Source organism: Bradyrhizobium australafricanum, from assembly GCF_020329495.1.
Lineage (GTDB): Bacteria > Pseudomonadota > Alphaproteobacteria > Rhizobiales > Xanthobacteraceae > Bradyrhizobium > Bradyrhizobium australafricanum.
The window spans coordinates 18,762-39,698 of sequence record NZ_JAGKJL010000011.1 but is presented as its reverse complement, the minus strand read 5'-3'; the positions used below and the strand labels follow the sequence as shown (position 1 = coordinate 39,698).

Below are 20,937 nucleotides of genomic sequence, written 5' to 3'. Positions count from 1 at the left end.
GATGTAAGGTGCCTCAGCCAAGCGGTTGGGGCTGCGATCCGCGCTCCGGCCGGACAAAGAAGAACAGGGCAAGAAAAAAATAAGGGAAGGAACGGATCTCACATGAAGGATTTCGCCGGAAAGATTGCCGTCATCACCGGTGGCGGCACGGGCATGGGGCGCGAGCTGGCACGGCAGCTCGTTGCCGAGGGCTGCAACGTCGCGATGTGCGACGTCTCGGCCGAGGCGATGGCCGAGACCAAGCGGCTCTGCGAGGTCGAGAAGCTGCCGCAGGGCCTGCGCATCACGACACACGTTGCCGACGTCTCGATCGAGGATCACTACAAGCGCTTCCGGGATGAGCTGATCGAGCAGCAGGCGACCGACAAGATCCACCTGCTGTTCAACAACGCCGGCATCGGTGGTGGCGGCAGCCTGTTCTCCAACACGCGCGAGCAGTGGGAGCGCACCTTCAACATCTGCTGGGGCGGCGTCTATCTCGGCGTCCGCACCTTCCTGCCGCTGTTGGTGAAGGCCGACGAGGCGCACATCGTCAACACCTCGAGCGTCAACGGTTTCTGGGCCTCGGTCGGCATGGGCGTGTCGCACACCGCCTACAGCGCCGCGAAATTTGCCGTGAAGGGATTCACCGAGGCGATGATCAACGATCTTCGGCTCAACGCGCCGCATGTGAAGTGCTCGGTCGTGATGCCCGGTCACATCGGCACCTCGATCGTGTCGAACTCGCGCAAGGTCCAGAACGGCTCCGACCAGCTCAACGCCGACGAGCTCAAGCAGGCCCGTCAGCGTCTGCAGGGGCAGGGCATCGACGTCGCCAAGATGTCGGACGCCGACATCCAGCAGCTCGCGCTCGATCGTGCCCGCATCTTCCACGACGAGGCGCCGACCTCGGCGGCGGCCGCCGCCAGCATCATCCTCGACGGCGTGAAGGCCGAGCGCTGGCGCATCCTGGTCGGCGACGATGCGCATCTGCTCGACGAGTGCGTGCGCAAGACGCCGGAACAGGCCTACACGCCGGAGTTCTACCAGAACATCGTAGCGGCGACCGGCTGGAAGGTCGGCTGAACGGCCGTCCCGCATCGCGTGCGGGACGGCTTCACTCAAGCGCTATCCGCGCATCGCGCGTTGGCGCGATCCCGCTTGATAGGCGAGGCGGTAATGTCCTGAGCAATAGGGCATGCCGCCGAGCGGTGTGTTGCCGCAGAAGCAGAAATCATCGGCACCTGGGGTGCTGATCGGCCAGCGGCAGCGCTGCTCGCTCAGTTCGAACAGCGAGCAGCTGTTGGCGCTGACGATCGGTGCGTCGTTGGCCTCTTGTTCGTAGACCGCCTGGAGCAACCGGAGCTGCTGTTTCGCGGTCGCCCGTTGCGCGGCGTGGGCGGCGGATTTCTTGCGCCGCGCCCGGCGTTCGTCCGGCGTCGTGCGTGTGAGGTTCAGCCGCGACAGCTTGCCGATCACCGCATTGCGGCTGACGCCGATATTGACGGCGATGTCGCGGCAGGAGAGGCCGGCTTCAAAGTAGATCTTGAGTTGGTCGACGCGCTCCGGCGTCCAGGTCTCTTGGATGGCAATCATCTGACGGTTCCACGTTCTGTGTTGAACCGCCGCGCCGGCACACGCGCCCTTAGTTCTTGAGCATGATCTGTTCGGAAAACCGGTTTCCACATTTCCGGATCATGCTCTCAGGGCGTGCGGCCGTTGTCGCGGATTGCAAGCAACCCGTCCTTGATGGCGAGCCGAATGCCTTCCTCGATCAATGTCCGTGCGACGCCCGGGACGCTCGTGCCGTGGGTGCCCTGTCGCACCAGCTTCTCGAGGTATCCGATGGTCGAGAGCGCCAGCGTGACCGGGACGCGGTCGGTTTCGGCCTTTTCCGTAGCCATGGTGAAACGCTTAACCCCGAACGCCTGTACTGAAAAGTATCTATTTAGAGTCTATTTAGGAATGAGGCAGTTCGTCAAGCCGTGGGCGGCAAGCAGCAGCCAGCCGCCCCAAGCGCGCTGGAAGCGAGTTCCAGCGCGCGGGCGCATCGAATTATTAAGATAGATGAACGTGTTAGGGCCGTAACTCGACCTTGACCGGGAACTTCTTGAGAAGCCGCTCAGCCTTCTCGGCCTTGTCCGGAGGCGCGCTCACGCTCAGGTACAGCCCGCGGGACGGATCGGTGATCGCGTCGACACTGACCTCGCCGGACAATCCTTCCAGCGCCAGCAGCTCGCGCGCGGCCTCGCCGGCGGCGATCTCGCGCAGCTTCGGCTTGAAGATCTTGCCGACCGGAGTCACCGGCATCTCCGGAATCACCGACACCACACGCGGGCGCGCCGGCGGCTCCAGGATGTTGTCCTGCACGAAGGCGGCAAGCGCGTTCGGATCGATATGGGTACCGGGCTGCGCCGAGACGAACAGCATCGGCACTTCGCCGGCGTAGGTGTCGGGACGTCCGACGGCCGCGGCAAGCGCCACGCCCGGAAACGCCAGCGCGGCGTCCTCGATCGCGCGCGGATCGATGTTGTGGCCGCCGCGAATGATGACATCCTTGGCGCGGCCCATGATGTAGACGAAGCCGTCAGCATCGATCCGGCAGATGTCGCCGGTGCGCAGCCAGCCGTCGCGGAACGCCTCCTCGGTCTGCTTCTTGTCGACATAGCCGGCGAACACCTGCGGGCCCCTGGTCAGCAGTTCGCCGACCGGCGAAGGCCACGGTCCCGTGTGGAGCTTGCCGCCGTCGAGGATCGCGAGTTCGACCAGCGGATTGCGGGTGCCGACGCTCTCGGCGCGCGGCTTCACACCGTGCACATCGTGAGTGATGGCACCGGCGAGCTCGGTCATGCCGTAGAGCTGCTGGATGCAGGGGCCGCCCCAGGTCGCAAGATAACGCCGCTCGATCTCCGGCGGGCAGATCGAGGCGCCGGTGGCAGTGACGCGCAGGGTCGAGATGTCGCTGTCCGCGACCGGGATATCGGCGAGGGCGCCGAGTATCGTCGGCACGTTGCCGGCGATGTTGATGCGGTACTTCTCGATGATCTGCCAGAAGTGCCGGACCAGCGCCGGATCGCGCGCGCCGGCGGGGCCGGGGATGACCATCGTCGTGCCGGCCGCCAGGGAATTGGCGGTGGTGCAGAACAGGCCGCCGACATGGAACAGCGGCATCGTGATCATCGCGCGCTCGCCGCGATGGAAATCGAGCGCCATCCGCGAGGATACGGTGGAGGCGACCATCGCGCGATTGGTGAGCCGCGCCACTTTGGGATGGCCGGTGGTGCCGCCGGTCGGCAGCATCACGGCGACGCGGTCGGCCTCGCTCATGTCCTTGGACTTGCCGTAGTCGTCGCGCCAGGCGGGATCAGGCTGCAGCACCTCGCCGTCGAAGGCGATGCTGCCGTCGAGCGGCACGATCACGATGCGCTTCAGGGACGGCACCTCGCGCTGCAGGCCCTCGACCCGCTCATAGAGCCCGCCCGGCATGCCCGGCGGCGGCGCCAGCAACAGCTTTGCGTTGATCGCATTGAGCTGGGCGACGATCGCTTCGCGCGTGAACAGCAAATTGAGCGGCTCGGCGACACCGCAGGCGGCAGCGCCGAAGATCGCGACAACGGTCGCGGGGCACGCCGGGAGCAGGACAGCCACCGCATCGTCCTTGCCGATGCCGAGCTTACGAAAATAGGTCTCAGCGGCCTTGATGCAGCCCATCAAATGATCGTTCGAGATCACGACCGGGTTGGGATCGAGCGGCGAGCGCAGATAGATCGCGGCTTCAGCGTCCGGTGCGCCCTGCGGGCCGCGGGCAATGAGGTCGAGGATGCGCGGGCAGGCGGCGAGCGTCTCCTGCATCTCCCTGTCGCGCGCAGCCTCGTCGGCCCGCGAAAGCCTGTCCTTCAGCATATCCGTCCCCGTCCATTCTTGTTCGTTGGGACGGGGATTGTATCGAGCCGTGCTCGCGGAACACAAGTGCGGCCATAGCACTCAGTCATTCCGGGGCGGCTCGCCGAGCCGAACCCCAGGTGCGCGAATTGCGCACCGGGGAGTCTCGAGATTCCGGGTCTGGTCCTTCGGACCATCCCGGAATGACGATCTCAGCCGTGGACCACGGATTTGGCGATCATGCAGTGGATGCCCTTGGAGCCGTTGACCGTCTGCGTCACGCGCAGGTCGGCAGCCAGGCTGCACAGCGTGTAGGCGTCCTCACGCGACAGATTGCGCTTCTCGCCGAGCAGCACGATCATGTCGCGCAGCGCCCGCACCACGCACTGGTCGAGATCGGGATCCATCGCCATGGTCATGTAATGATCCGCGGTCTCTGCGCGCGGATAGGCGAGCTTGATATCCTTGCGCAGTGTGAGGCGGAAGCGGCCGGTCAGCGCGGTCTCGATCGCGGTGACGCAGACCTCGCCGTCGCCCTGCACGCCATGGCCGTCGCCGCAGGAGAACAGCGCGCCCGGAACGAACACCGGCAGATAGAGCTTGGCGCCGGCGCCGAGCTCCTTGTTGTCGAGATTGCCGCCCATCGCGCGCGGGATCAGCGAGGAGATGCGGCCCCATGCCGGCGGCGGTGACACGCCCATCACGCCGAAGAACGGCTTGAGCGGCAGATCGAGCCCCCAGGGCATGCGGCCGACCATGCGCCCGCGATCGAGCGGGATGTTGAGGACGCGTGTTTCGTGGAAATCGTCGGGCAGGGTGCCGGACAATGGCTTGATCAGATTGTAGCCCCAGTCCTGTCGCAGCTGAACGTCGAGAATATCGACCTCAAGCACGTCGCCGGGTTCGGCGCCGGCAACCGCGATCGGGCCGGTCAGAATGTGTCCGGGTACCATCCGCTCGCACTTCGCATGGATCTCGTCGAGCTCCGGCGGAACGAAGAATTTGCCGCGGTCGGGCACCACGTCCGGGCCGCCGCTGACAGTCTCGATCGTGATCTCGTCGCCGCTCGCAACGGTCAGAACCGGTTTCAGCTTGGCTTCAAAGAAGCCCCAATGGCAGGTTTCAGGGCTCGACTTCAGATGATGATGGGTCATGTGACGGCTTTTGATTAGTTTCCCAGCAGCGTATGACGCTGTAGCAGAACTTCGCAGGGGCTTCTCTTGTTTTTTGTGCTCTCCAAGACGCTCGGCATCATGCTGTTGCCGATCAACTTCCTGATCGGTATCGGCGTGATCGGCACCGTGCTGCTGTTGACGCGGTTTGCGCGCCTCGGCCGCAGGTTGATGGTGGCCGCGCTGCTGCTGCTCGCGATCTGCGGCTTCTCGCCGCTCGGCAATGTCCTGATCTCCACATTGGAGCAGCGCTTCCCGCCATGGGATGCCTCGCGCGGCGCGCCGGACGGCATCATCGTGCTCGGCGGCTCGATCGATGCCGATCTGTCGGTTGCGCATGGCACGCCGGTGGTGCGCAGCGCGGCCGATCGCGTCATCGCGGCGGCGACGCTCGCGCGCAGATATCCGAATGCACGCCTCGTGTTCACCGGCGGCAGCGCGAACCTGATCTCGAACGATGCGCGCGAAGCCGACTATGCCGCCGAGATGTTCGAGGGGCTCGGCATTGCCAGGTCGCGATTGATCATCGAGCGCCGCTCCCGCAACACGGTGGAGAACGCCGAGTTCTCCAGGGCACTGGTCGATCCCAAGCCGGGCGAGCGCTGGCTGCTCGTCACCTCGGCCTACCATATGCCGCGCTCGGTCGGGCTGTTCCGCAAGGCGGGATTCAACGTCGAGGCCTATCCGGTCGACTGGCGCGTCGGCAATGTCTTCAGCTTCGCGACGCTTGCGATCGAGGGCCTGTCGCGCACCGATCTCGGCACACGCGAGTGGATCGGGCTTCTGGCCTATCACCTGGCCGGCCGAACCGATGATTTGCTGCCGGGGCCGGCCGCGCGCTGAGGCGTAGGCACTTGTCGCCTCCAACGGCCAATCCTAACATCGACGCAACAGGCGGCGCCAAGCCGCCGATCACGGGAGTTCACGCCATGCAACAGCAGACACCGCCGGAACAGTTCGACCTCGGCGCGATCGTCACCGATCTGAACAATCTGCTGCGGCTGAAGACCACGGTGATCGGCATCAAGATGTTCGCGCGCGCCGAGGAGATGGAGGCGATCCCGAAAATCCGCCGTCCGTCGGCGGTCCACACCACGGACCAGATCGTCAGCATGGCCTCGCGGCTCGGCTGGACCGTCGGCATCACCGGCGACGATCTGGTCGGCGCGCAATGCCGCGCCGTGATCGGGCTCGCGCCGCAGGATGAGAAATGGCTTGCCGGCGAGAACTATGTCGGCGTCTGGCACGGCACTGCCGAAGACGCGCGCAAGCGCCAGGAGGCGCTCGACGTGGTGCCGTACGGTCAGTACCAGGCGATGGCGGTCAGCCCGCTGACCAGCGGGCGGCTCAACCCGCCCGACATCTGCCTGGTCTATGCGACGCCGGGCCAGATGATCATCCTGATCAACGGGCTGCAGTACACCGGCTACAAGAAGTTCGAATGGGGCGTGGTCGGCGAGACCGCCTGCGCGGATTCGTGGGGGCGGGCGCTGAAGACCGGCGAGCCGAGCCTGTCGCTGCCGTGCTTCGCCGAGCGCCGCTATGGCGGCGTGCCGGACGAGGAGATGCTGATGGCACTGCCGCCGGCCTATCTGGTGAAGGCGATCGCCGGCATGAAGCAGCTCGCCAAGAACGGTTTGCGCTACCCGATCGCGCCCTACGGCATCCAGGCCGACGTGCGCGCCGGCATGGGCGTCTCGTACAAGAAATAGCCGATTGCGTCGCCGCGCCCGCGATGACAAAAGGGCGCCCAATTCGCTGCGCAGGGAGCCTGATCCATGTCCTCGTCGAAACTCGACATCGTCGTCTACGGTGCGACCGGCTTCACCGGCCAGCTCGTCGCCGAATATCTCGCGGCGCATTATCGCGTCGGCAGCCTGAAATGGGCGATGGCCGGGCGCAGCAAGGACAAGCTCGCCTCGGTTCGCGACGCGATCGGCGCGCCCGCCGACACGCCGCTGATCGTCGCCGATGCCGGCGATGCCGCCTCGCTGAAGGCGATGCTTGCGCAAACCAGGTCTGTCATCTCGACGGTCGGACCGTATCAGCTCTATGGCAACGAGCTGATCGCGGCCTGCGTGGAAAGCGGCACCGACTATTTCGATCTCTGCGGCGAGCCGATCTGGATGCGGCAGATGATCGACAAATACGAAGCCGCCGCGAAGGCCAGCGGCGCGCGCATCGTGTTCTCCTGCGGTTTCGACTCGGTGCCGTTCGAACTGGGCGCGTTCTTCGTGCAGGAGGAAGCGAGGCGCGTGTTCGGCGCGCCGGCGCCGCGCATCAAGGGCCGCGTGCGCGACATGCGCGGCACGCTGTCCGGCGGCACCGCGGCGAGCGCCAAGGCGACCTTCGATGCGGTCGCCAAGGACCTCAGCCTGGTTGCGATCCTCAACAACCCGTTCGCGCTGACGCCGGGCTTCGAGGGTCCGAAGCAGCCGCGCGGCAGCAAGCCGGGCTACGACGAGGATCTGCACTCCTGGACCGCGCCGTTCATGATGGCGCTGATCAACACGCGCAACGTGCACCGCTCCAACATGCTGATGGGCTTTCCCTACGGACAGGACTTCGTCTACGACGAGATGGTCCTGACCGGCCCGGGCGAGAAGGGCGAGGCCAACGCCAAGAAGGTGATGGCGTTGAATTCCGAGAAGACCGGCCCAAGCGCGCCGAAGCCGGGCGAGGGGCCGTCAAAGGAGGAGCGCGAGAACGGCCGCTACGATCTGCTTTATCTCGCGGTCGCGCCTGACGGCCGCATGGTCCGCGCCGGCATCAAGGGCGATCGCGATCCCGGCTACGGCTCGACCTCGAAGATGATCTCGGAATGCGCGATCTGCCTGCTGCGCGATACACCCGACGTCGCCGCCGGCTTCTGGACGCCGGGAGCCGCGATGCAGCACAAGCTGATCAAGCGCCTGGTCGATCACGCCGGACTGACGTTCGAGGTCGAGAAGTAACTTCGCTTACCTCGCCCCGCTTGCGGGGAGAGGTCGGATCGCATCGTCAGATGCGATCCGGGTGAGGGGGTACAGGTCCGTCCGATCGCATTGCTCGTGGAGAGAGCCCCTCACCCCAACCCTCTAAGAGCGAGCTTCGCTCGTCTCGACCCCGTGAAGGACGGGGAGAGGCGCTACGCGGCCGCGCGCGGATTATACGCGTACATGAAGTCCATGCCCTTGGACGACACCGGCAGCAGCAGCTTCAGGATATGATCGCGCAGCCAGGCGCCGGTCGGGCTGAACTCGCGCTTGCTGTTGCCGTTGCGGCGGGCGATCGCCACGATCTTCTCGGCGCGCGGGCGCCGCTCGTGCTCGAAGGCCTGGAACGTCATGCCGAGCTCCTGGCCGTCGCGCATCAGGATGCCGAGCCGCAGCGCGTCCTCCAGCGCCAGCGATGCGCCTTGGCCGGCATGCGGGCTCGTCGCGTGCGCGGCGTCGCCGATCAATAGCGTGCGCTTGCGCGACCAGGTCGGCAGCGTCGCGACGTCGAGCGTGTCGGTCACCACGATATTCTGGGCGGCTTCGATGATCTCGGGGATCGGCGCGTGCCAGCCGGCGTGGAAATCGCGCAGATGCTGCCTGATTGCGTCCTGGCTCCGCAGGCGGTAGGCCGCCGCGGTCATGCCGTGCGACGGCTGCGTGCTCCACCACATCGCGCCCGTGTCCGGATCGGGGCTGCACATCCCATAGCCGAAGAAGCCGCTTTGCCCGAACGTGGTCGCCACCCTCCGGCCGATCGGCAGCTTCTCGATCACCGCGCGGGGCACGAATCCGCCGAAGCCGATCAGCCCGGTGTCGAACGGCGCCGGGCCGTCAGGGATCACGTGGCGCCGCACCGCAGAGTGCACGCCGTCGGCGCCGATCACGAAATCACCCTCGGCGGTGGTGCCGTCGTTGAAATAGGCGATCACGGGCTGGTCGCCGCGGTCTTCGATCTTCACCAGTTTCTTCTCGAAGAACACCGACACGTTGGAGGCCCAGGCCTTGTCGATCAGCGTCTCGTTCAACGTGGCGCGGCACATGTTCACGGCGGGCTGGCCGAAGCGTTGCTGCATATTCTGATTGAGCGAGCCGAGCCTCTTGCCGCCCTGCGAATAGAAGTCGAAGGACTCCGCGATCGAGCCGTTGCGGATCAACTCGTCGGCGAGGCCGAGCTCGGCCAGCACATGCATGCCGTTCGGCGCGATCTGCAACCCGCCGCCGATCCCGGTGGAGTAGGGCCAGGCTTCATAGAGCTCGGTCTCGATTCCGGCGCGGGTCAGGAACATCGCGGTGACAGGACCTGCGATGCCGGCGCCGATGATCAGAGCTTTACGGGGACGTGAGGTCATGCCTTGCTCCATGCATCCGTGTGGGATAGGAAAGGTCAGTTTCTAATTATCTTAGTGTATAAGATATTAGGCGAGTAAGATATAGGAACCGATTTGTCAAGCATGACGTCGCGCCAAGCGCTGATGCAGGAACTCGAGGAGGCAATGCGCCGGTCATCCGCGCAGGGCGTGATGTATGGCCAAGCCGTTGCAAACATGGCCGGAATTTCCAATTCCGACATGGAATGCATGGACATCCTGCACCTCGAGGGGCGGGTGACCGCGGGGCGCCTCGCCGAGGTCACCGGGCTGACCACCGGCGCGATCACCGGCGTGGTCGATCGTCTGGAGAAAGCGGGTTACGTGCGCCGCGAGCGGGACGAGAGCGACCGCCGCAAGGTCTTCATCTCGGTGGTGGAGGAAAAAGCGGCGGAGATCGGCAAGTTCTACGTGCCGATGCAGGAGGCGATGCTCAAGCTGTGGAGCAGCTACACCGACGACGAACTGCGCTTGCTGCTGCGTTTCGCCAATGACGGCTACAAGGGCGTGCTGGAAGCGACCGGAGCATTGAAGGCGGTGATCGACATGCCGCCGGAGCAGCGCGCCAGTCTCAAGATGCCGCCGAAGACTCGTCGATGATCCGTGCCGACGTCGCGCGGTAGTGCTCGGCTGCCGCATACATGCCCCACATCGTGCCCAGCATCATCCAGAAGTGCCGCCAGTGGTCGGTATCGATGATGAAGCTCTCGCCGACGAAGCCGAGGAACGCCGAGAAGACCGCGAGATAGCCGCGCTGCCACGGCACCCGCATGTAGATGTAGCGGAAGCCGATGATCGCGGTGACGAACACCAGCGCCGGATAGCAGATCCCCGAGATCCAGCCGCCCGACATGAAGGCGTTGAGATAGGAATTGTGGGTGTCCTCGGGGAAGTAGGTGTGGAATTGCAGCGGCCCGATGCCGAACGGCAGCTCCAGCGCCATCTGGGCGCCGAGGATGTGGCGGCCGAACCGGCCGAAGCGGCCTTCGTCATAGCTCTGGTCGAAGCTCGCGCGCTGCTTGAACATGTCGGCGACCGAGCCGATCGAGAGCAGCACCGCGATCAGCGCCACGGCCAGGATCGCGGCGATCAGGGTCATCACGATGATGCGCGAGCGCTGCGCCTGCGAGCGGCTGGTGAACACCATCAGCGCCAGCATGAAGGCCGCGGTGATGACGAGGCCGCCCCAGGCGGCGCGGGAGAACGACAGCAGGATCGCAAGCGAAATGATGCCGAAGGCGATGGCGTTGCGGAATGCCTTGCCGAAGCGGTCGGAGACGACGCTCTGCAGCGTGAACAGCGCCGGCAGGATCAGGAAGGCGCCGAGCACGTTCGGGTCCTTGAAGGTTCCGCGGGCGCGGTCATACAGCGTCAGCAGGTCGTAGCCGCCGGGCACCAGACGGAAGTAGCCGGCGATGCCGGCGAGCGAAGCGATCATCGCGCCGACGATCAGGCCGCGGCGCAGCATGTCGAGGCGGGCTTCGGTATCCTCCGACATCACCATCGCGAAGAAGATGACGGTGATGGCCATGTACCAGGAGGTCAGGATCCAGTTCACCACCTCCGGCTTGTCGAGGAACGGCACCGCACCGATGCTGTAGCCGACATTGAGCACGATCAATGTGAACAGCAGCGGCATGAACACGAGCCGCATGCGCAGGCCCGTGGCGAAGAACAGCACGCAGGCAGTCAGCGTGACGAGCTCATACGGGCTCGGCTCGATGAACACGATGGCGCCGGACGCGCCGGCCAGCCACACCAGCGCCCGCTGCAGCGCCAGCACGCCCGTTGGTGCTGATGTCAGCGAATGGGACGTCCCGACTGTCGCCGCATAGGCCATCGGATACTCACGCAACTTGGTACAAGCACTCAACACATTGCTTCGTCATTGCGAGGAGCGAAGCGAGGAAGCAATCCATCTATCCCCGAGCCGCGATATGGATTGCTTCGCTGCGCTCGCAACGACGTCAGTAAGTCTCAACCTTCAGTACGCGTTCTCGCTTTTCGTCAGCAGCGAGAACGGGGTCTTGAGCAGGATGTAGAGGTCGAACAGCACCGACCAGTTCTCGATGTAATAGAGGTCGTATTCGACGCGCTTCTGGATCTTCTCGTCGGTGTCGACCTCGCCGCGCCAGCCGTTGATCTGCGCCCAGCCGGTGATGCCGGGCTTGACGCGGTGGCGGGCGAAGTAGCCGTCGACTGCCTCGTCGAACAGGCGGTTCTCCAGCTTGCTCTGCACGGCGTGCGGGCGCGGGCCGACCAGCGAGAGATTGCCCTTCAGCACGACGTTGAACAGTTGCGGCAATTCGTCGAGCGAGGTCTTGCGGATGAAGCGGCCGACGCGGGTCACGCGTGGATCGTTCTTGGTCACCACCTTGGAAGCGGTGGGGTCGGCCTGGTGGTGGTAGAGCGAGCGGAATTTGTAGACGTCGATCCGCTCGTTGTTGAAGCCGAAGCGCTTCTGGCGGAACAGCACCGGGCCGGGGCTGTCGAGTTTCACCGCGAGCGCCACCAATCCCAACACTGGCAGCGCCGCAAGCAAGGCCAGACCGCCGACCACGCGGTCGAACAGCCATTTCAGCACCAGATCCCAGTCGGTGATCGGCGCCTCGAACATATCGAGCGTCGGCACCTTGCCGATATAGGAATAGGAACGGGGGTGGAAGCGCAGCTTGTTGGTATGGGCCGACAGGCGGATGTCGACCGGCAGCACCCACAGCTTCTTCAGCATTTCCAGGATGCGGGTCTCCGCCGAGATCGGCAGCGCGAACAGCACGAGGTCGACGCGGGTGCGGCGGGCGAATTCGACGATGTCATCAATCTTGCCGAGTTTCGGTGAGCCGGCGCAGGTATTAGTGGCGCGATCGTCATTGCGGTCGTCGAACACGCCGAGCAGATGGATGTCGGAATCATCCTCGGCGTTCAGCGCCTCGATCAGCTGCTCGCCATTGTGGTCTGCTCCGACGATGATGGTGCGGCGGTCGAGCCGGCCGTCATGCGCCCAGGCGCGCACCATCGATCGCAGCAGCAGCCGTTCGGCGATCAGCACCGCAAGGCCGACGCAGAAGAACGACGACAGCCAGACCCGCGAGACCTCGCCACCGAGCTTGACCAGGAAGGAGATGCCGATGAACAGCAGGAACACGACGGCCCATGACGAGATCATGCGTGTCATCTGGCGAAGCTGGCCGCGGAAGATCTGCACCTGGTAGATATCGGCGGCCTGGAAGCAGACCACGGCGGCAGCCGACATGCCGAGGATCGATGCGATATATCCCCAGTGAATGCTGCCGCCGGCGAGCGGCCTGACATAGGCGAGATAGAGCCCGACGCCGACCAGGCTGAGCAGCACGAAGTCGGCGAGGCGAACCACGCCGGCGATCACGACCGGCGAGTAAGCGCCGCGAACCTTCTGGTTGGTAACGGCGAGCGCGGCCGGCGAGAGGCGCCGGCGCCGTTCGATCTGCGGCTGAGCGGCCGTCGCAGACGCAGCGGCATCCAGCATCGAGCGTGCGTTAAACGGTTCCACGAGTCCACGTCCATTCCTGCGCATGCAGATGGGCATCCGCGCGCAGCACGAAAATTCCCCCGGACGTGACTTAAGGGGACAAATCGGAAGAAACGGTTACGTGTGCAAGAAGTGGTTAACGTTTGGCAAATGCGTCGCGATAGCCGGCCAGTACACCCTCGACCATCGCGCTTTGCGAGAAATGTTCCGAAATCCGCTCGCGCAGTCTCTCGGCGCGTGCCGCGGTCGCGGCGGGATCGTCGAGCGCGGCCTTGATCGCGTCGGCCATCGCTCCGGCATTGCTCGGCGCGAACAGGGCGTCGGTCTGGGTATCGAAGATCTCCGGGATGCCGCCGACATCGGCGGCGATCATCGGAACGCCGGCCGCGCCCGCCTCGATCACTACATAGGGCATCGAATCGCCGCGCGAGGGCACCACGAGCAGGCTGCCCTTCGAAAAGCCATAGCGCGCCTTGACGTGACCGATGAAGCGGACGGCCTCGCCGAGCGACAGCCGCTTCACCTGCTCCTTGAGGCGCTCGAATTCCTCGCCGTCACCGCCGAGCGTCAACGTCACCGGCTTGCCCTCGGCGCGCAGCTTCGCCACCGCGTCGATCAGGAGATCGGCGCCCTTGATGCGCCGGAACTCGCCGACATAGGCCACGTCGGTGGCATCGTCGGCGCCGGGGACCGGTTCGAATTCCTCCGCGGTGACGCCGTTGAACACGCAGCGCACGAGGCCTGCCGGCTTGCCGACGGTGCGCTGATAGGTGTCGCGGGCAAACGCGCTCTCGAACAGGAACAGGTCGGTGCTGTTCATCAGGGTGCGCTCGAGCTGGCTGTAGAAGCGGCCCTTCCAGGTGTCGAGCGGGTAGTGCAGCGAGCCGCCATGCGGCGTGTAGACCCGGATCACCTTGCTCGACCGCCGCCGCAGCCGGACATAGGCGCCGGCCTTGGCGCCATGCCCGTGGACGACATCGGGTTTCAGCTTGCGGATCAGGCCGGCGATGTGGGCCCAGACCATGAAGTCGGCGAAGCGCGGCTCACGGCGGATCGCGACGCGGTGGACGCCGAGCTTGAGCCGGGGCTCGATCTCGGCAAGCGCCGCGTCGGCCCGCGCGCCGCCGGTCAGGCTGTCGGCGACGATGCCGACATGGTGGCCGCGTTCGATCTGGCCGTTGGCGACGTCGAGGATATGACGAATGATGCCGCCGACCGGGGCACGGACGACATGCAGGATGCGGAGCGGCGGTTGCTGGGTTTGATCCTGCGCCATCGATCAGAACCAGCGCTCGCCGACGAACACGGTGTCACCCGGGCCGATCGGCGTGCCCAGCGGAGCGACGAAGCGGCCCGCGCCCGATGCATCGGTGTGGGTGAGGGTGACCTCGTCGCGCCTGGCGCGCGGCGAGAAGCCGCCGGCGATCGCGACCGCGCTTTCGACCGTCATGTTGGGCACATAGGGATACTGGCCGGGGGCCTGGACCTCGCCGAGGATGAAGAACGGCCGGTAGGCCTCGATCTCGACCGCCACCGAAGGCTCGCGGATAAATCCGTTGCGCAGCCGTGCCGAGATTTCGCCGGCAAGCCCGGCCGGCGTGCGGCCGCGTGCCGGCACCGAGCCAATCAGCGGCATGGTGATCGCGCCCGCGGCGTCGATCGCGTAGGAATTGGTCAGGCCTTCCTGGCCGTAGACCACGACGCGGAGCTTGTCGCCGGGGCCGAGATTATAGCCGCCGAGCGTCGGCGCGGGCTCGGCATAGGCCACCGGGGTAGCATACGCCATCGAATCGAGGCCTGGGTCGCCAGCGACCGGCGACGACCGGCCCATGCAGCCCGACAGAGCGAGCGCAGCGACCAGACAAACAAGGGGAGCGCGCAGATCGCGCATGTGAGGAATCCCGCGACAAGATCGGCCCCGATTAACGGCACTCATGGTTAACAAAGAATGACGGGGCGGGTGGTAGCAGCCATGTCCGTCAACCCCGCCGATTAACCCAGCGGCAACCTTAATGGACTGTAATCGCCGCCATTGAGGTGGAGTCGCGGCGTCCGCGGGAGTTCGTTATGCGTTTTGCATTCTGGCGTAGAGGCAAGGATGAGGCCGTCGTGCAACGGGCGTTGCCGAAGTCTGCGCCCGTTGCCGACGAGGCCGTCGTGAAGCCGGCTGCGCCGATATCGGCTCCTGACAAGCCGGCGCGTCCGGCGGAGGCGGCCGATCTCGACCTGCACGTGCTCGGCCGCGCGCTGGCGCGCAAGCGCGGCTGGATCATCGGGCCGACCGTGCTGGTGTTCGCGTTGTCGCTTGCCGCGGTCAATGTCGTGACGCCGCGCTACAAGTCGGAAGCGCGAATTCTGATCGACAATCGCGAGAACGCCTTCCTGCGTCCGAACGGCGAGCGCGACCTGGAGCGCACCTCGCTCGACGCCGAGGCGGTGACGAGTCAGGTGCAGCTGTTGCTGTCGCGCGATCTCGCGCGCGACATCATCAAGAAGAACAAGCTGGCCGAGCGTCCGGAGTTCGATCCGGTGCTGAGGGGCTTTTCGCCGTTGAAGTCGCTGCTGGCGCTGTTCGGCATCGGCCGTGATCCGTTCAGCCTGACGCCGGAAGAGCGGGTGCTTGATTCCTATTACGAGCGCTTCCAGGCTTTTGCGGTCGACAAGTCGCGCGTCATGGTGATCGAGTTCCAGTCGGAAGATCCCGAGCTTGCGGCGCGCGTCGCCAACTCGATCGCGGACGGTTATCTCGTGTTGCAGCAGGCCGCGCGACAGGACCAGGCCAAATCCGCCAGCACATGGCTGCTCGGCGAGATCGACAAGCTGCGCACCAAGGTCGCGGACGCGGATTCGCGCGTCGAGGAATTCCGCTCGAAGTCGAGCCTGTTCGTCGGCACCAACAACATCCCGCTGTCGAACCAGCAGATGGGTGAGCTGAACACGCAGCTCAACAATGCCCGCGCGCTGAAGGCGGATGCCGAGACCAAGGCGCGGCTGATCCGGGAGATGCTTCAGGGCGGCAAGCCGATCGAGGCGTCGGAAGTGCTCAATTCCGAGCTGATCCGCCGGCTCGCCGAACAGCGCGGCACGCTGCGCGCGCAGCTTGCCGAGCAGTCGTCGACGCTGCTCGACAACCATCCGCGCATCAAGGAATTGAAGGCGCAGATCGCCGATCTCGACCGGCAATTGCGCGAGGAAGCCGGCAAGGTTTCGCGCTCGCTGGACAATGACGCCCGCGTCGCCGATGGCCGTGTCATGGCGCTGCAGGCGAGCCTTGACCAGTCGAAGAAGCAGGCATCGTCGAGCAATAGCCAGGACGTGCAACTGCGCGGGCTGGAGCGCGAAGCCAAGGCGCAGCGCGACCTGCTGGAGGCATATCTCGCCAAGTATCGCGAGGCGACGGCGCGCGAGAACATCGAGGCCGCGCCGACCGACGGTCGCATCATCTCGCGCGCCTCGGTTTCGAATACGCCGGCCTATCCGAAGAAGCTGCCGATCGTGCTGATCGCGACGCTGGCGACGCTGCTGCTGTCGTCCGGCATCATCATCACCGGCGAGCTGCTGCGCATCTCCGCGCCCGGTGCGGTTGGCCGCGCCTTCGCGCCGGCGGCTGCCGTGATCAGGCGCCGCGAGCCGGTCATGGATGCCGCAACCGTGGACCAGCCCGCGCCGGCGCTGTCGCCTGAACCCGCGCTCGCATCGCCGGTCGCGCCGAGGCTGGCGGTGGAGCCCGAACTGCCGCTGGAGCCTGTGGCTGCCTATGAGCCGCAGCCTGCGGCCGCCCAGACGGTTGACGAGATCGATGAGCTCGCCCAGCGCCTCGTCGCCGCCGGTCCCGCCGCCCACAAGGTCACCGTGCTCGGCCCGGCCGCGGCTGAGAGCGTTACGCTGACCGCCCTGACGCTGGCGCGTCTGATGGCGCGCCAGGTCAAGGTCGTCGTCGTCGATCTCGTCGCGTCCTCGCCGGTACTGACGTCGGCGACCGTCGATCCGGCGGCGCCCGGCCTTGCCGAGCTGATGCAGGGCGAGGCGACCTTCGCGCAGATCATCACCAAGGATCGGCAGTCGCGTGTTCAGATCGTCAGCGCCGGGCGTCCGGGCTTCGATCGCTCGCATCTGCAATCGCCGCGGCTCGCCCTTGCGATCGACGCGCTGCTCAGGGTCTACGACCACGTGCTGCTCGACGCCGGTTCGGCCGTCGACCTGCCGGCCGAATTGCTGACCGCGAAGGCGCAGGCGGTCGTCGTGCCGGACGCCGCCATGGCGCAGGATGCCCGCCGCTCGATGGTCGAGCAACTCAAGGCGGTCGGCTTTGCCGAAGTGACGATGCTGAGCAAGCCGTGCACGGCGTCGGAAGTGGTCGTAGGGGGCCCGCGGGTGGTGGCCGCCTGAGCGCCACCGTCAGCCCGTCGGGGTAAATCCGGTCGCCCGCACGATCCCTTTCCAGCGATCGGATTCGGTGGCGAGCAGTTGCGCAAAGTCATTCATCGCGATTGCGTCGACGTCGACCGACAGTTTGGCCATGCCGGACTTGACCTCGTTGGTGCGCAACGACGCCTGGATCGCGCTGTTGAGTTGCGCGACGATTGCCGCGGGCGTCTTTGCCGGCAGGAAGATGCCGAACCAGGTCACGTCCTGAAGCCCGGGGTAACCGGCTTCCGCCACCGTCGGCACATTGGGGAGAGATTTGAGACGGCTGGGACCGGTCGTCGCCAGAGCGCGAAGCTGTCCGGACTGGACCTGGCCCAGCAGGCTGTCGATCGGCATCACGGCCGACGCGATCTCGCCCTTCAGGAGATCCTGGACCGCCCCTCTGCCTTGATAGGGCACGTGGAGATAGTCGAAGCCCGCGGTTCGGCCGAGCATCGCACCGATGAAATGCAGCGTGGTGCCGACGCCCGGCGTGCCGTAGGTCGCCTGTCTCGGGTTGGCGCGGCACCAGGCGACGAAGTCGGCGAGGCTCCTGACGTCGTTCGGGACTTTCGGGCCGACCGCCAGCAGCGTCGCGAATGAGCCGACGGTCGATACCGGCGTGAAGTCCTGCGGTGCGTATGCGAGCGACTTGTAGGTGTGTGGAAACAGCGCGATGAACCCAAGCGGCGCGAGCAGCATGACCGATCCATCGGCCTCGGCGTTCTTCACCGCCTCGATCGCAATCCGGCCGCTCGCGCCGGGCCGGGTCTCAACGACGATGGAATCGGCATAATCCTTCATCTGCCCGGCAACCAGCCTTGCTACGGCGTCCGGCAATCCGGGCGTGTAGCCGGTCAGGATATGGGCGGTCTTCAGGCGGGGCTGCGCGCCGACTGGCCGGACCAGACCCGCGGCGGCGAGTGCGGCACCGGCCGCTGACGCGCTCAGGACGTCGCGACGGGTCAACATGCATGCCTCCATGGTCGTGGAGCCGCGCCGTCCGGGGCGCGACGATCTGCGTCATCGCACGCGGAGGATGCGTGAGGCGGGGATAAACGTCCAATGCTAGTGTCTGAGGCGTCCATAACCGTTTTGGTAAGAATCGCTGATGCAGGACATCGAGCGTGCCCGACGCCGGATCAAGCTGCGCGACCTGCACATCCTGCTCGTCATCGCGCAGCGCGGCAGCATGGCGAAGGCTGCCGCGGAGCTCGCGGTGTCGCAGCCGGCGATATCGCGGGCGGTCAGCGACATGGAGCAAGTGCTCGGCCTTCGGCTGTTCGATCGTTGCCGTAACGGCATCGAACTGACGGCCTATGGCCATGCTCTGGTGCGACGCGGGGTCTCGATCTTCGACGAGCTTACCCAAGGCTTGCAGGAGCTCGAGTTTCTGGCCGATCCGAGCATCGGAGAGTTGCGCATCGGCAGCACGGAGAGCATCGCAGCGGGCTTGCTTCCGGTGGCGATCGACCGCTTCACGCGGCAGCATCCCGGCATCCGCATCAATATCGCGCAGACCGTTCTCAGCGATCTACGCTACCGCGAACTGCGCGAACGTAACATCGATCTGTTGCTTGGATGGACGCCGACGCCGTTTGACGAGACGGACTTGGCGGTCGAGCCCTTGCTCGATGATCGGCGCGTCGTGGTCGCGGGTAGGCGAAGCAAATGGGCGCGCGCATCCAGGCTCGAATTGGCCGACCTCGCACACGAGCGCTGGGTGTTGCCTCCGCCGGACACGTTTCCGGGCGCCGCGGTGGCGGAGATGTTTCGCGAATTCGGAATGCAGACACCAAGCGCGCCGATCACGACGCTGTCGCTTCATTTGTGCTGCCGGCTCGCCGCGACCGGCCGCTTCATCACCGTGCTGCCGGGCTCGGTCGCGCGGTTTGCCGGCGGCGATCTCGGCCTGAAGGTGCTTCCGGTTCAGCTTCCGCGGGCGGCCGCCGTCTCGGCTGCGATCGTCACGTTGAAAGGCCGCACCTTGGGTCCGACCGCCGAGATCTTCATCGCCTGTATCCGCGAGGTCGCCAAGGCGGCCGCAAGCAAGGCGGCCGCCGGCAGGTGACGGGTATTACAGGCGCCGTTCCCTTCCGGTGCAGGCGCCCGATGTCTAGTGCGCCATCATCGGCGCGCGCGCGGTTCGCTCGAGCACCGGATCGATCCGCAGCCTGATCGTGACCAGCGCGCCGATCAGTCCCATCACGGCGAGCAGCAGCAGCCCTGCCGTAAAGCTGCCGGTCAGGTCCTTCAGATAGCCGACGGCGAATGGGCCGGCGAAGCCTGACAGGTTGCCGAGCGAGTTGATCGCGGCAATGCCTGCCGCCGCCGAGGCGCCGGTCAGAATGCCGGCCGGCATCGGCCAGAACATCGGCGGCACCGCCGACACGCCGATCTGCGCAAGGCAGAGCAGGGCGACGATCAGCACCGGATTCGATACCAGTCCGGCAAGGCCGATACCGACGGCGGCGAGCGTCAGCGCGCCGGCGACATGGTATCGCCGCTCGCCGGTCTTGTCGGAGTGGCGGCCGAGCAGCACCATGCCGACCGCGCCGAACACGAAGGGCAGGGCCGCGATCAAGCCGGTCTGGGTGTCGGTGACGCCAAACGCCTTGATGATGGTGGGCAGGAAGAATGCGACGCCGTAGCTTGCCGCGTTGAGGCAGAAATACACGAAGGCGCAGGCAAGGACCCGCGAGTCGGTGAGCGACTGCAGGACGGAAATATGCTCCACGGCCTCGGTTTGCTGCCGCTCGCGCTCAAGCGTGGTCTGGATCCACTTGACCTCGTCCGGCTGCAGCCAGCTTGCCTGGCGCGGAAAGTCCGGCAGGAAGGTCAGGACAGCGAAGCCGACCAGGACCGACGGCAATGCCTCGCAAATGAACAGCCACTGCCATCCGGTCAGGCCGGCGCCCGACAGGTTGAGCAGCAATCCCGAGATCGGCGCCCCGATGATGCTCGAGATCGGGATCGCGAGCATGAACAGGCTGATGACGCGCGCGCGGTACACCGACGGGAACCAGAGCGTCAGGTAGAAGATGATGCCCGGGAAGAAGCCGGCTTCGCAGGCGCCGAGCAGGAGGCGCAGGAAGTAGAAGATCCATTCGCTCGACAGGCCGCTCGCCGCGGACATCTGCGGGATGAAGGCAAATGCGGCCGAGACGATGCCCCAGCTGATCATGATGCGGGCGATCCAACGCCGCGCACCGAACCGCTCCAGCAGGATGTTGGAGGGCACCTCGAAGAAGAAGTAGCCGATGAAGAACAGGCCGGCGCCGAGCCCGTAGGCGGCCTCGCTGAGGCCGAGCGCCGCGTTCATATGCAGCTTGGCGAAGCCGACATTGACGCGATCGAGATAGGCCACGAAGTAACACAGGATGAGGAACGGAATCAGCCGCCGCATCATCTTTCCGATCGCGCGCTTCTCGACATCGTCGCTCATCGTTCCCATCCCTTCCTGTTTTTCGATTCGGCAGACGATCACTGCGCTGTTCGGGGCGGCACCTGGCGCACCCGCAGCGGTTCGTCGCGTTGCTCTTGCAAGTCTTCTTCATTGTTGTGTAATCGACTGCCGCGTGACTAATGGCATTTGGGAATGGAGCCACGGCGAAACTGTCATGATGCACCGCGGTATAAACGCG

The 20,937-nt window shown here is 65.6% G+C and carries 18 protein-coding genes; 7 read left to right on the top strand and 11 right to left on the bottom strand.

All coding sequences use genetic code 11. The features are described from left to right. Positions 1–102 precede the first annotated feature (102 nt). Complete coding sequence (locus tag J6525_RS12235) at positions 103–1,065, top strand: SDR family oxidoreductase (protein WP_225644658.1); 963 nt, start codon at positions 103–105, stop codon at positions 1,063–1,065. Positions 1,066–1,107: 42 nt separating this feature from the next. Here the strand turns inward: J6525_RS12235 and J6525_RS12230 are convergent, their stop codons facing one another. From J6525_RS12230 to J6525_RS12215, 4 genes are all read right to left on the bottom strand, one after another. Continuing rightward, complete coding sequence (locus tag J6525_RS12230) at positions 1,108–1,575, bottom strand: GcrA family cell cycle regulator (RefSeq protein WP_225644842.1); 468 nt, start codon at positions 1,573–1,575, stop codon at positions 1,108–1,110. Between the two features lie 107 nt (positions 1,576–1,682). Next, on the bottom strand, positions 1,683–1,883 hold the full coding sequence (locus tag J6525_RS12225; RefSeq protein WP_016844973.1) for a hypothetical protein: 201 nt from the start codon (positions 1,881–1,883) through the stop codon (positions 1,683–1,685). A gap of 172 nt (positions 1,884–2,055) precedes the next feature. Next, a complete protein-coding gene (locus J6525_RS12220; RefSeq protein WP_225644656.1) occupies positions 2,056–3,882 on the bottom strand; it encodes an AMP-binding protein in 1,827 nt (608 codons plus the stop codon). Positions 3,883–4,073: 191 nt separating this feature from the next. Then, entirely contained in the window at positions 4,074–5,015 is a 942-nt protein-coding gene (locus J6525_RS12215; protein ID WP_057020673.1) for an acetamidase/formamidase family protein, read from the bottom strand. Positions 5,016–5,081: 66 nt separating this feature from the next. On the opposite strand from J6525_RS12215, the gene J6525_RS12210 reads away from it, so the two are divergent. From J6525_RS12210 to J6525_RS12200, 3 genes are all read left to right on the top strand, one after another. Beyond that, entirely contained in the window at positions 5,082–5,876 is a 795-nt protein-coding gene (locus J6525_RS12210) for a YdcF family protein (RefSeq protein WP_225644654.1), read from the top strand. 86 nt (positions 5,877–5,962) lie between these two features. Then, positions 5,963–6,745: a DUF169 domain-containing protein gene (locus J6525_RS12205; protein ID WP_092077950.1), complete on the top strand. Its 783-nt coding sequence runs from the start codon at positions 5,963–5,965 to the stop codon at positions 6,743–6,745. A 66-nt stretch (positions 6,746–6,811) separates the two neighbouring features. After that, positions 6,812–7,987 carry a saccharopine dehydrogenase family protein gene (locus J6525_RS12200; RefSeq protein WP_225644652.1) on the top strand — a complete coding sequence of 392 codons (1,176 nt, stop codon included), beginning with the start codon at positions 6,812–6,814 and terminating at the stop codon, positions 7,985–7,987. A gap of 173 nt (positions 7,988–8,160) precedes the next feature. Here the strand turns inward: J6525_RS12200 and J6525_RS12195 are convergent, their stop codons facing one another. After that, positions 8,161–9,360, bottom strand: coding sequence for an FAD-dependent oxidoreductase (locus J6525_RS12195; protein WP_225644650.1), 1,200 nt, complete (start codon positions 9,358–9,360; stop codon positions 8,161–8,163). A gap of 102 nt (positions 9,361–9,462) precedes the next feature. On the opposite strand from J6525_RS12195, the gene J6525_RS12190 reads away from it, so the two are divergent. Further along, positions 9,463–9,978: a MarR family transcriptional regulator gene (locus J6525_RS12190; protein WP_225644648.1), complete on the top strand. Its 516-nt coding sequence runs from the start codon at positions 9,463–9,465 to the stop codon at positions 9,976–9,978. Here J6525_RS12190 and J6525_RS12185 read toward each other — a convergent pair. From J6525_RS12185 to J6525_RS12170, 4 genes are all read right to left on the bottom strand, one after another. Then, a complete protein-coding gene (locus tag J6525_RS12185; RefSeq protein WP_225644840.1) occupies positions 9,950–11,218 on the bottom strand; it encodes an O-antigen ligase family protein in 1,269 nt (422 codons plus the stop codon). The two genes, J6525_RS12190 and J6525_RS12185, sit on opposite strands and share 29 nt — an antisense overlap. 144 nt (positions 11,219–11,362) lie before the next feature. Beyond that, entirely contained in the window at positions 11,363–12,907 is a 1,545-nt protein-coding gene (locus J6525_RS12180) for an undecaprenyl-phosphate glucose phosphotransferase (RefSeq protein WP_092077940.1), read from the bottom strand. A 115-nt stretch (positions 12,908–13,022) separates the two neighbouring features. Further along, positions 13,023–14,162, bottom strand: a complete 1,140-nt coding sequence (locus tag J6525_RS12175) for a glycosyltransferase family 4 protein (protein ID WP_225644646.1) — start codon at positions 14,160–14,162, stop codon at positions 13,023–13,025. 3 nt (positions 14,163–14,165) lie between these two features. Then, positions 14,166–14,777: a polysaccharide biosynthesis/export family protein gene (locus J6525_RS12170; RefSeq protein ID WP_225644644.1), complete on the bottom strand. Its 612-nt coding sequence runs from the start codon at positions 14,775–14,777 to the stop codon at positions 14,166–14,168. Between the two features lie 176 nt (positions 14,778–14,953). On the opposite strand from J6525_RS12170, the gene J6525_RS12165 reads away from it, so the two are divergent. Next, positions 14,954–17,275 (top strand): GumC family protein, encoded by a 2,322-nt coding sequence (locus J6525_RS12165; RefSeq protein ID WP_225644642.1) that lies wholly within the window; start codon positions 14,954–14,956, stop codon positions 17,273–17,275. Between the two features lie 9 nt (positions 17,276–17,284). Here the strand turns inward: J6525_RS12165 and J6525_RS12160 are convergent, their stop codons facing one another. After that, positions 17,285–18,265: a Bug family tripartite tricarboxylate transporter substrate binding protein gene (locus tag J6525_RS12160; protein WP_225644640.1), complete on the bottom strand. Its 981-nt coding sequence runs from the start codon at positions 18,263–18,265 to the stop codon at positions 17,285–17,287. 139 nt (positions 18,266–18,404) lie between these two features. Between J6525_RS12160 and J6525_RS12155 the strand changes: the two genes are divergently transcribed. Then, positions 18,405–19,364 (top strand): LysR family transcriptional regulator, encoded by a 960-nt coding sequence (locus J6525_RS12155; protein WP_225644638.1) that lies wholly within the window; start codon positions 18,405–18,407, stop codon positions 19,362–19,364. 45 nt (positions 19,365–19,409) lie between these two features. Here the strand turns inward: J6525_RS12155 and J6525_RS12150 are convergent, their stop codons facing one another. Then, on the bottom strand, positions 19,410–20,747 hold the full coding sequence (locus J6525_RS12150; protein ID WP_092077925.1) for an MFS transporter: 1,338 nt from the start codon (positions 20,745–20,747) through the stop codon (positions 19,410–19,412). Between the last annotated feature and the right edge of the window lie 190 nt (positions 20,748–20,937).